8 protein-coding genes are annotated in these 11,302 nt (G+C 44.1%); 7 read left to right on the top strand and 1 reads right to left on the bottom strand.

Features of this window, described 5'->3' with window-relative positions; translation table 11 throughout:
- The first annotated feature begins 174 nt into the window (after nucleotides 1-174).
- The 7 genes from AC6UD6_RS04900 (at nucleotide 175) to AC6UD6_RS04870 (ending at nucleotide 9,717) form a co-directional block, all read left to right on the top strand.
- Nucleotides 175-1,461 carry a cation:dicarboxylate symporter family transporter gene (locus AC6UD6_RS04900; protein ID WP_500695875.1) on the top strand — a complete coding sequence of 429 codons (1,287 nt, stop codon included), beginning with the start codon at nucleotides 175-177 and terminating at the stop codon, nucleotides 1,459-1,461.
- Nucleotides 1,462-1,838: 377 nt separating this feature from the next.
- Entirely contained in the window at nucleotides 1,839-3,170 is a 1,332-nt protein-coding gene (locus AC6UD6_RS04895) for an aspartate aminotransferase family protein (RefSeq protein ID WP_500695874.1), read from the top strand.
- Between the two features lie 18 nt (nucleotides 3,171-3,188).
- Nucleotides 3,189-4,652: an APC family permease gene (locus AC6UD6_RS04890; protein WP_500695873.1), complete on the top strand. Its 1,464-nt coding sequence runs from the start codon at nucleotides 3,189-3,191 to the stop codon at nucleotides 4,650-4,652.
- 96 nt (nucleotides 4,653-4,748) lie between these two features.
- Nucleotides 4,749-5,975: an argininosuccinate synthase gene (locus AC6UD6_RS04885; RefSeq protein WP_500695872.1), complete on the top strand. Its 1,227-nt coding sequence runs from the start codon at nucleotides 4,749-4,751 to the stop codon at nucleotides 5,973-5,975.
- Entirely contained in the window at nucleotides 5,972-7,348 is a 1,377-nt protein-coding gene (gene argH / locus AC6UD6_RS04880; RefSeq protein WP_500695871.1) for an argininosuccinate lyase, read from the top strand. The genes AC6UD6_RS04885 and argH overlap by 4 nt, the downstream gene beginning before the upstream one ends.
- Before the next feature lie 145 nt (nucleotides 7,349-7,493).
- Nucleotides 7,494-8,963, top strand: coding sequence for an ABC transporter substrate-binding protein/permease (locus tag AC6UD6_RS04875; RefSeq protein ID WP_500695870.1), 1,470 nt, complete (start codon nucleotides 7,494-7,496; stop codon nucleotides 8,961-8,963).
- Entirely contained in the window at nucleotides 8,956-9,717 is a 762-nt protein-coding gene (locus tag AC6UD6_RS04870; RefSeq protein WP_500695869.1) for an amino acid ABC transporter ATP-binding protein, read from the top strand. The genes AC6UD6_RS04875 and AC6UD6_RS04870 overlap by 8 nt, the downstream gene beginning before the upstream one ends.
- A gap of 30 nt (nucleotides 9,718-9,747) precedes the next feature.
- Here AC6UD6_RS04870 and AC6UD6_RS04865 read toward each other — a convergent pair whose 3' ends face one another.
- Nucleotides 9,748-11,298 (bottom strand): bifunctional metallophosphatase/5'-nucleotidase, encoded by a 1,551-nt coding sequence (locus tag AC6UD6_RS04865; protein WP_500695868.1) that lies wholly within the window; start codon nucleotides 11,296-11,298, stop codon nucleotides 9,748-9,750.
- Between the last annotated feature and the right edge of the window lie 4 nt (nucleotides 11,299-11,302).

Here is an 11,302-nt window from a genome sequence, read left to right as displayed (position 1 = left end):
CGAACACAGAAGTTAAGCTTCAGCACGCCAAGAGTAGTTGGGGGATCGCCCCCTGCAAGGGTAGGACGTTGCCACGCAACCTAGAGTTTTTAACCATTTGGTTAGGAACTCTTTTTTTGTGCCGTAAATTAGGTGTATAATTACCAACAATTAAGTCATAGGGGTAGTGATTTTATGAAAAAACAACGCTGGTACCGTTTTTCACTTGGTTGGCAAATTGTATTTGGCTTGTTCTTAGGGATTATCTTAGGTGTTATTTTTTATCAGAATAAAGATGCCATTAATGTAATGCAAAACATTGGGACTATGTTTATTAGCCTAATTCAAATGATTGTTTTACCAATTGTGGTTTCTTGTTTAACGGTTGGAATTGCCGGAATGGGTGACATCAAAAAGGTCGGACGGATTGGGGTAAAGACGCTGGTTTACTTCGAATTAATGACCACGGTTGCTATTATTTTGGGTCTCTTAGTCGCTAACATCGCTCATCCCGGAACTTACATTAATGTTCATCAGATGCATGGATCGACGGACATTAGTCAATACATAGCGACTGCCAAGCAGTCCAAAAATACAGGAATCTGGTCCATGATCATGAACTTAATTCCTACTAACATCTTTGCGTCATTAAGCAAGGGTGATATGATGCCCATCATTGTTTTTTCGGTCTTCTTTGGTTTAGGAACCGCAGCCATCGGTGAAAAGGGACAAATCATTATTAACTTCATGAGTGCAGTCTCAGAAGTTATGTTTAAGATCACGAACTGGGTTATGCACCTAGCTCCCATTGGAGTATGTGCTTTAATCGGCGTGACCTTGGCCGAACTAGGAATTAAGGCCCTGTTACCGTTAGGCTATTTTGTTTTCTTAGTTTACCTCACTATGCTTGTCTTCGTTCTGGTAGTAATGGGAGTGGTGGCTCGCCTCTGCCATTTCAAACTCTCGGACCTTTTGGCGGTTATTAAGAATGAAATTGTTTTAGCCTTTTCGACTGCCAGCTCTGAGGCGGTTCTACCTAAGATGATTCAAAAAATGGATCACTTTGGCGTTAATCCATCAATCGTTTCGTTCGTTATCCCAACCGGATACACCTTTAATCTTGACGGTTCGGCAATCTACCAGTCACTGGCGGCTCTTTTTCTTGCCCAAGCTTATAACATTCACTTATCGATTGGACAGCAGGTTACCTTACTGATTGTATTGATGATCACTTCAAAGGGAATGGCCGGAGTTCCAGGGGCCTCCTTTGTTGTGCTGCTTGCGACTATTTCAACGATTGGCGTTCCCATGTCTGGTTTGACCTTCATCGCTGGCATCGATCGGTTCATTGATATGGGTCGGACGGCAGTCAACGTGGTCGGCAATTCACTTGCGACGGTGGTAATTGGAAGTTCTGAACATGAATTTAACCGGAAGCAAGCGAATAGTTATGTCAAACAAGTTAAATCAAAAAAAGCATAATCGTTAAAGCTGAAGTTGGACATTTAAGCTGCTTTCAGTTTTTATTTTGTCGTTTGTTAAGAAATTGATAAAAAAGCATTGACAGGATTGGTCGTTTCAATTTACAATCAGTGAAACTAATGAAAGGAAGTTTTAGCGATGACGGCACCCGTAGTTTCCATGATTAGCATTTTATTATTCATTTTAGTCACAGTGATGATTAAAAATTGTGTGGATAATAAGATGCTTTTAAGTCAGAGCTAACTTCTTCTTTAAGTCCTCACAGTTTTGTTGGTAACTGCGGGGGTAAGCAGGTAATGTCCTCCAGTTACGTGAACTGGGGGACTTTTTTATTTTCAAGAAGTTAACTTTAATAAATAGTTCAAGGAGGGTTTGAAATGACAAATAAAGAAACGCTGGCTCACGAACAGCGCGCTTACTCAAAGGCAGCACGAATTAAGTATTTTGATATTGTAATTAAATCAGGGGCCGGAGCAATTTTAACGGACGAAGATGGACGCAGTTACATTGACCTCTTATCCAGTGCTTCATCAACTAATACCGGACATTGTCATCAGAAAGTTGTCAAAGCCATTTCAGATCAAGCTAGCCGGTTGATTCAATACACTCCAGCCTATTTTGCGACTTCTGAAGAAGCTAAGTTAGCGCCACGATTAGCTAAATTAGCTCCAATTGATGGACCAACTAAAGTGGCTTTTGGTAATTCTGGATCAGACGCGAATGATGCGATCATTAAATTTGCGAGAGCATTCACGGGCCGTCAGTACATTGTGAGTTTTACCGGTGCTTATCATGGTTCAACCTATGGATCGATTAGTACTTCGGCAGTTAGTCTCAACATGTCACGCAAAATTGGACCACTTTTACCTGGAGTGGTGAAGGTTCCATATCCAAGTCCATGGAATCGTCTAAAGGGTGAAAATGATGATGAATTCAGTGATCGGATGTTTGCGGCCTTTAAGTTGCCATTTGAGACTTATTTACCAGCTGAGGAGACGGCGGTCATTGAGATCGAAGCCATTCAAGGTGATGGTGGTTTTATTAAAGCACCAGAACGTTTTTTAAATCGGGTGTATCGATTTGCCAAGGATCACGGCATCCTATTTGCCGTAGATGAGGTTAATCAAGGACTCGGACGAAGTGGGAAGATGTGGTCAATTGATTATTTTAAGGATGTTCATCCAGATTTAGTTGCGATTGGAAAGTCAATTGCATCCGGATTGCCGCTCAGTGCCGTTGCGGGTCGAAAAGAAATTATGGATGCCTTGGATGCACCTGGGAATACCTTTACGACGGCTGGTAATCCAGTGTCGGCGGCCGCTGCTAACGCTACGTTAGACGTCATTAAAAACGAACACTTGGTAGAACGAAGTGCAAGATTAGGCAAACAGGCCAATCAATTCTTTAAGCAAATGGAAGACCGATTTCCATTTATTGGTGACGTTCGGATGTATGGATTAAATGGTGGAATTGACATTGTTGACCCTCAGACCAAGAAACCAGACGGTGATGCCGCTAACAAACTAATTTATCGAATATTTGAGTTAGGGGCCATCATGATTACCGTCCGTAGCAATGTTTTACGTTTCCAACCACCGTTGGTAATTAAAGAAGCTGATTTAAAAAGGTCCTTTTCAATTATTGAACGAGCAATGCAAGAATTAAACGACGGAAAATTAACTAAATCACCCGCAAACATGGGTTGGTAACCAAAAGGAGTTTGAAGCATGAAAAATATTTGGCACAAGATGAATGAAAAAGTTGATTTTCATTTCTATATATCTAAAGATAAACACTTGGAAAAAACCATGACCGTTAAGGACTTCCTCGCGCTCGGCCTTGGAACCATCCTTTCAACGTCAATTTTCACCTTACCTGGGATTGTAGCAGCTAAGTATACCGGACCGGCCGTTGTCATTTCGTTCATCCTAGCAGCACTAGTAGCTGGCCTCGTAGCAATGAATTACGCTGAAATGGCGTCCGTCTTGCCCTTTGCCGGCTCTGCTTATTCTTGGATCTCAGTCCTGTTTGGTAAATTTTGGGGCTGGATCGTTGGCTGGGCGCTACTAGCGGAATACCTCATCGCCGTGGCCTTTGTTGCCGCTGGACTCTCATCAAACGTCCAAGGACTAATCTCGCCGCTTGGAATTACGCTACCAAAGGCAATTTCTTCCCCACTTGGTACTAACGGAGGGGTAATTGATATTATTGCCGTTTTAGTGTTGGCACTTGTCACCTACATCTTGATGCGTGGTGACCGACAAACAACTCGAATTTCAAACGTGTTGGTAGTGTTGAAACTGCTGGCAATCGTGACCTTTATCGTGGTTGGTGCGACCGCTATCAAAGCCCAAAACTACGTTCCGTTTTTCCCGAAAAGTCATCCGAATCCTGATGGAACGGTCTTTGGTGGCTGGCAAGGGATCTACGCTGGAATTTCAACGATTTTTCTCTCCTACATTGGGTTTGATTCCATTGCCTCTAACTCTGGTGAAGCTAAGAATCCCCAAAAAACCATGCCACGTGGCATCATCGGTTCGTTAGTAATCGCTACGATTTTCTTTATTTGTGTTTCACTAGTGTTGGTAGGGATGTTTAAGTACACCATGTATACTAACAACGCCGAACCAGTGGGGTGGGCGCTTCGACAAAGTGGTCACACTATTGTTGCCACCGTCGTGCAGGCCGTGGCGGTTGCCGGGATGTTAGTGGCTTTAATTGGAATGATGATGGCTGGTTCCCGTTTAATCTATTCCTTTGGCCGTGACAAAATGTTGCCCAAGGCCGTTGGCAAACTGAATCAAAAAAAGATTCCAAGTAATGCGCTCTGGATCATCACCATCATTGGAATCATTCTGGGGGCCATTTTTCCGTTTACCTTCCTCGCCCAATTGATTTCAGCTGGGACGTTAATTGCCTTCATGGCGGTCTCACTGGCCATGTATCCACTCAGAAGACGCGAAGGGAAAACCCTCCCCAAGGCGGCTTACCGGATTCCTTTTTATCCAATCTTACCCGCATTAGGCTTTTTGGGTTCCCTCGCTGTCTTTATGGGACTCGATATTCAGGCTAAAATTTATGCGGTCGTTTGGTTCCTGTTGGGTGTCATTATTTACTTCGTTTACGGCATGCGTCACGCCGACTCCAAGATTCCCGACAGTGATGATCAAGAGATTGACGAGAACCTTTAAGTGTTGAATATGTGACTTTTATCCCAAAGGTGGTTGAAAAATCAATATTCGCGTAGTACTCTTAGAACAATCTTAAAAGAAAAGGGTGAATTAGTAATGTCAGATAAAAGGAAGAAAGTTGTTCTAGCATATTCTGGTGGTCTTGATACTTCAGTTGCGATCGCTTGGTTGACTGATAAAGGTTATGACGTCATTGCAACCTGCATCAACGTTGGCGAAAACAAGGACCCAGAATTCATTAAAAATAAAGCGCTAAAGGTGGGTGCCGTCCGCTCATACGTCATTGACGCTCAAGATGAATTCGCTGATGAGTATGCTTCAGTCGACTTACAGGCCAACGCCATGTACGAAGGATCGTATCCGCTTGTTTCTGCTTTATCAAGACCTTTGATTGTAAAGAAATTGGTTGAGGTCGCAAAGAACGAAGGCGCCGATGCGATCGCTCATGGTTGTACTGGAAAAGGAAACGATCAGGTCCGATTTGAAGTTGCTATTCATGCCCTTGCTCCCGACATAGACGTGTTAAGTCCAGTTCGTGACTGGCACTGGTCTAGAGAAGACGAGATTGAGTACGCCAAGGATCACAATATTGATATCCCAATTGATTTAGATTCGCCATATTCAATTGACAGTAATATCTGGGGTCGTGCTAACGAAGCCGGGGTCTTAGAAGATCCATGGGTGAGCGCTCCAGAAGATGCCTTTGATATGACCAAGCCGGTTGAAGAAACTCCCGATGAACCAACCGAACTAGAAATTACGTTTAAAAAGGGGCTTCCAGTTGCGTTGAATGGCAAGTCCATGAAATTCGCTGATATCATCAAGGAGTTAAATACGATTGCCGGTGAAAATGGCATCGGTCGAATTGACCACATTGAGAATCGGTTAGTTGGAATCAAATCCAGAGAAGTCTATGAGACTCCTGGAGCAACGGTGCTCCTTAAAGCTCACAAGGAACTCGAAGATTTGACCTTTGAAAGAGGCTTAGCACACTTCAAGCCCATTGTTGAAAACGAAATCAGTGAGGTCATCTACGACGGACTCTGGTTCTCACCACTAATGGAGTCCCTTCAGGCCTTTTTGAAGGATTCGCAAAAACACGTCAGTGGAGTGGTCAGAGTTAAGTTATTTAAGGGTAACGTCACCGTCCTTGGCAGAAAGTCAAAGAACTCGCTGTATGATAAGGATCTTGCTACCTACACCTCATCTGATTCATTCGACCAGGTGGCTTCCAAGGGCTTTATCAAATTGTGGGGTCTTCCAACGAAGGTGAACTCTCAGGTTCAGATTAAAAATCAAAAGCAAAAGGACAAAAGTAAATGAGCGATAAACTATGGGGTGGCCGCTTTACCGAGCAACCTGATGAATCGGTTGATAATTTTGGTTCGTCAATCTCTTTTGACCAGTTAATGGCTGACGAGGATATTGAGGGATCACTGGCTCACGTGAAAATGCTAGAAAAGACTGGCATTCTTCCCGCTGGCGACGTTAAACAGATTGTCAGTGGCTTAGAGGGCATTCAAACCGATTTGCACGCTGGTAAAATTAAGTTCTCCAAAGCAAATGAAGATATTCATATGAATATTGAAAAGATCCTCACCGATCGGATTGGTCCGGTAGCCGGAAAACTTCACACGGCGCGTTCCAGAAACGATCAGGTGGCGACGGATTTTCATTTATACCTAAAAAAGCGGCTTCCCAAAATCATTGACGAGATTACGATTTTACAGAAGACGTTGGTGAAGATGGCGGATGAAAACGTGGAAACCATCATGCCGGGTTATACGCACCTTCAGCATGCCCAGCCCATCTCGTACGGACACTATTTAATGGCGTACTACCAGATGTTGAAGCGGGACAAGGAACGTTTTGAGTTTAACAAGAAGCACACGGACATGCTGCCACTGGGAGCGGCAGCCCTTGCCGGGACTACGTTTCCCATTGATCGCCAGTTTACTGCCCAAGAACTTGGCTTTGATGAGGTCTATGCCAATTCGTTAGACGCTGTTTCTGACCGTGACTTTGCCTTGGAATTTCTGAGTAACTGTTCCATCTTGATGATGCATCTGTCCCGTTTCTGTGAAGAGATTAGTATGTGGGTTAGTTATGAGTTTCAGTACTTAGAAATCAGTGACGAGTATTCGACTGGTAGTTCAATCATGCCGCAGAAGAAAAATCCAGACATGGCCGAACTGATTCGGGGAAAGACCGGGCGCGTGTATGGTGACTTGATGGGACTTCTGTCAACCATGAAATCACTGCCATTGGCCTATAATAAAGACTTACAGGAAGACAAAGAAGGGGTCTTTGATGCGGTTAAGACCGTCTTGCCGGCACTCAAGGTGTTCAACGGGATGCTCTCCACCCTAAAGATCAATAAGGACAAGATGCGTGATAGTACCAAGCATGATTTATCAAACGCAACCGAACTGGCCGACTACTTGGCGGCCAAGGGGGTTCCGTTTCGTGAGGCCCACGGAATTGTTGGTAAATTAGTCTTAAACTGCATTCAGACGCACCGTGACTTACAGGACATGAGTTTAAAAGAGTTACAGAAAGCCTCATCTGTAATCCAGGACGATGTCTATCATGAACTTGATCCAGAAGTGGCCGTGAAGCGCCGCAACTCCGAAGGTGGAACCGGGTTTAAGCAGGTCAGAGCGCAGATTGACAAGGCTAAAGCTGAATTAAAATAAAAAAAGCAAAAAAGACTGAAACCGCATGGCTTCAGTCTTTTTGTGCTCTCTGGTAGCAAATTTTCTTAAATTAGATTTGCTTTTCATTTCACAGGTGGTACACTTTGAAAAATTAATTAAGAAATTGTTAAGGAGATGAAGTTCAATGAGTAAGTCGAAGTTAAAGACTGTCATGCAGTTGTTGTTGGTCGTTGTCATTGTTGGAATGGGTACCTTGTTAACACGACGACCAGCACACGCGGATGACCAATCGTTGAACCGAGTCAAGCAATCAGGAACACTGACGGTCGGAACCGCTCCGGATTATCCTCCGTTTGAGTTTCAGGTTAATAGGAATGGGAAACAGGACGATGTCGGCCTTGATATTGACATTGCCAAACAGATTGCGAAAAATTTACACGTTAAGTTAAAGATTAAAAATATGAGTTTTGATTCTCTGCTGGTAGCCGTTCAGTCGGGCAAGATTGACATGGCAATTGGCGGAATTAATCCGACTCCCGAACGGAAGCAGAATGCTGATTTCTCCAAGATTTACTATAGCGGTGGGCAGGATTTTCTCATCAACAAAAATGATACTGGTAAGATTAAAAATAAAAATAGTTTAAAGGGGCAAAAGGTTGGAACCCAGACCGGGACCCTGCAACAAAGTTTAGCTAAAAAGTATATTCCCAACGCGCACGTAGTTGGGATGGACAAGACACCAGATTTAGTTCTGGCACTTAAGACCCACAAGGTTGCTGCCGTCGGGGTTGAAAAGCCGGTGGCCCAAGCCTATGTCGCAAACGATCATTCCCTAAAGGCCGTTGATTCGGGTTACAAATTAAATAAAAACGACGTTGGGACTGCCATTGCGTTTAAGAAGGGTAACACGTCCCTTGTAGGCGCCGTCAATCAAAGTATTGATCAGATTCACCAAAAGAACCTGATTCCACAATACCTAAAGGACGCTGGGAAGCACATGAAGGTTAACACCCGCAACACGTCAATGTGGCACTACTGGAAATACTTCGCCACTGGGGTTGAGTATACTTTAATTATTTCAGTCGTTTCCGTCTTCTTCGGCATCATTCTTGGCATCATCTTGGTACTGATGAGACTCTCGAAATACAAGTTCTTGAGCTGGCCGTCAATTGCCTACACGGAATTTGTCAGAGGAACCCCCATGATGGTACAGGTCCTGTTCGTCTACTTCGGACTAGGCGTTTTGGTCAATATTCCCGCTTTGACTGCCGGCATTATTGCCGTTTCCTTAAACAGTGGTGCTTATGTCAGTGAGATCATCAGAGGTGGGATTAACGCCGTTGACAAGGGGCAGTCAGAAGCATCGAGAAGTTTGGGACTTTCTAAAAAAGACATGATGGCATCGGTTATTTTGCCCCAGGCCTTTAAGAACATTTGGCCCGCCCTTGGAAATGAATTTATCACCATTATCAAGGACAGTTCCATCGTTTCAATCATTGGAGTAACAGAAATTGTGTACGAACTAAACATCGTTCGGGCTGACACTTACAGAGGAGTGGCACCAATTGCCGTTGCAATGATTCTCTACTTTATCCTCTCGTTCTCGTTGTCAAGGGTGCTGAACTACTTTGAAAGAAGGATGAACCATGACTAAAACTGATAATGAAACGTTGATTCAAGTCAACGATTTGAAAAAAGATTTTGGGGAAAATGAGGTCTTAAAGGGCATCGACGGAACCATTAAAACGGGCCAGGTCATCTGTGTGATTGGTCCCTCTGGTTCTGGTAAGAGTACCTTTTTGCGGTGTCTGAACATGTTGGAAGAACCCACCAGTGGACAAATTATCTTTGATGGAAAGGATCTTACCAGGTTCAACCACAAAGAGGTTGCTACTTTGGGTGAACGGATTGGGATGGTGTTTCAAAGCTTTAATCTTTTTCCTAACATGACCGTCTTAGAAAATTTAAAGCTGGCTCCTAAAAAAGTGAAACACGTCAAAGATCAGGAGGCCGCTTCAATTGGACTGAGATTACTAGACCGAGTGGGATTAAAGGGGAAGGCCAATGTTTATCCGTCCAGTCTCTCTGGTGGCCAGGCCCAAAGAGTTGCCATGGCCAGAGCACTTGCCATGAATCCGCAAGTTATGTTATTTGATGAACCGACAAGTGCACTTGATCCTGAAATGGTCGGTGAAGTGCTTCATGTCATGCAAGGACTGGCTAATGAGGGCATGACGATGGTGGTTGTGACTCATGAGATGGGTTTTGCGAAAAAGGTAGCCGATGAAGTCTGGTTTATGGCGAACGGTTACATCCAGGAAAAGAATACGCCGGATCAGCTCTTTGACCATCCCCAAAATCAGCGAACCAAAGAATTTATCGATAAAATTATTAATGAAGATGAGTAGACTAAAAGAGCTTCCAAATGGAAGCTCTTTTTATTTTCTGACCGTTAAATTGTTCGGGATGGTGGCGACATAGGGGTCGTGTCTTTTTAGGTATTGCACAATTAAGTCGGAGGCACTGTCTGGACTTTCGTTGATTACCTTCTGGGCGTTAAACATGTCATAGTCGCCACCACCAATGGCCCGATAGTTATTTAACGCAACCTTTAATTCCTGATTATAAGCAACGGGCTGATCGTGATAGTTGAGTTTAACCACCCGTTTGCCAACCGGTTGGGAGATGTCAAATTCGTAGTCAATTCCACTGTAGATGTCGTAGTTGAATAGTTGCATTTTGGGGGTAATGAATTTGGGGTCAATGACAATCTTACCGTTTTGAATGGCGAAAAATTCGGCACATTTTTCGAGGGCCCGCTTTAAATCCGCTCCGGTAATTTTTTCGGCCATAATGGTGTTGGGGTAACTGTAACCGTTGATGATTTCACGCATTGAAATGTCATGATGAAAGCCCTTAATATCATCGTTGAAGAGGGCGGTTCCGGCGATGTCAACGTTCATCGCATCCATCTCCACCCGATTGATAAAGTCGATGTAGGGATGATTGTTCATTCGGACCTTCATGGGATCGTCAATCAGCATGCTTGCTCCCGTTGTTTGGCCGACTGGTTGATCCAGCCAGTCTTCCACCTCGCTTTCGATTTGATGATCGGAAATTAGGTCATAGTCTGGTTGGGTGTGAGCCGTTGAAATGAGATGACTGGAACTTCTAACAAGCTGTTTGTTAGAAGTTAAATCCAGGTCAATTTCACCGACATCACTGCCGTGAACTCCAGGTTGAGTGAAGGGAACGCCATTAATTTTTCCCGCCAACTGACGGTGCTGATGACCCGTAATGAGGGCATCAATTCCAGGGACTTCCGTCGCAATGCGGTAGCCTTCGTTTTCTGACGTGTCTTTTTCAGTTGGCTCACCGGTCTTGGGATCGGCTTCAATCCCACCATGGTAGGCGACAATGACCACGTCCGCCCTTTGACGTAATTCAGGAACATACTGCTTAGCCGTTGCTAGTGCTGAATTAAATTTTAATCCATGAATGTTATTGGGACGCTCCCAATTGGGAATAAAGGCGGTCGTTAGTCCGAGAATGGCAAACTTGACGCCTTTTTTTTCGATAATTACGTACGGTTGATCGGCAATCTTGTTAGAAATGGCACCCTCAATGTTGGCGTTCAAAATGGGGTAATTCCGTTTACTCTCAGTGTCCCTAATGTACTGTTGGCCGTAGTTGAACTCGTGATTTCCCAGGGTAGCGGCATCATATCCAACGTCAGCCGTTATTTGACTGAGAAGACGACGTTTGTCTGCGCCCTGTTCTGACAAAAAGGTGGAAAATGGTGATCCCTGAGTCCAGTCCCCATTTTCAATTGCTACGACAATTTCGTCGTCTTTTTCGTCCTGTTGTGCTTTTTTGATGATGGCACCTGCCTGAAGCATGCCGAGTGAAGCGTGGTTATTGCGGGTTGTATAGTTAGTGGGGTACACGTATCCATGCACGTCACTGGTTGATAAAATTCGGACTTTCAAGTTA

It is taken from the genome of Fructilactobacillus sp. X8R2C1 (assembly GCF_059900955.1).
The sequence above is the reverse complement of the archived record's forward strand: the minus strand, read 5'-3'. Positions and strand labels throughout refer to the sequence as shown.

Coding starts and splice junctions, on each gene's coding strand:
- AC6UD6_RS04870 (WP_500695869.1), top strand. CDS start 8,956: ATGACTAAAACTGATAATGAAACGTTGATTCAAGTCAACGATTTGAAA.
- AC6UD6_RS04890 (WP_500695873.1), top strand. CDS start 3,189: ATGAAAAATATTTGGCACAAGATGAATGAAAAAGTTGATTTTCATTTC.
- AC6UD6_RS04885 (WP_500695872.1), top strand. CDS start 4,749: ATGTCAGATAAAAGGAAGAAAGTTGTTCTAGCATATTCTGGTGGTCTT.
- AC6UD6_RS04895 (WP_500695874.1), top strand. CDS start 1,839: ATGACAAATAAAGAAACGCTGGCTCACGAACAGCGCGCTTACTCAAAG.
- argH (WP_500695871.1), top strand. CDS start 5,972: ATGAGCGATAAACTATGGGGTGGCCGCTTTACCGAGCAACCTGATGAA.
- AC6UD6_RS04875 (WP_500695870.1), top strand. CDS start 7,494: ATGAGTAAGTCGAAGTTAAAGACTGTCATGCAGTTGTTGTTGGTCGTT.
- AC6UD6_RS04900 (WP_500695875.1), top strand. CDS start 175: ATGAAAAAACAACGCTGGTACCGTTTTTCACTTGGTTGGCAAATTGTA.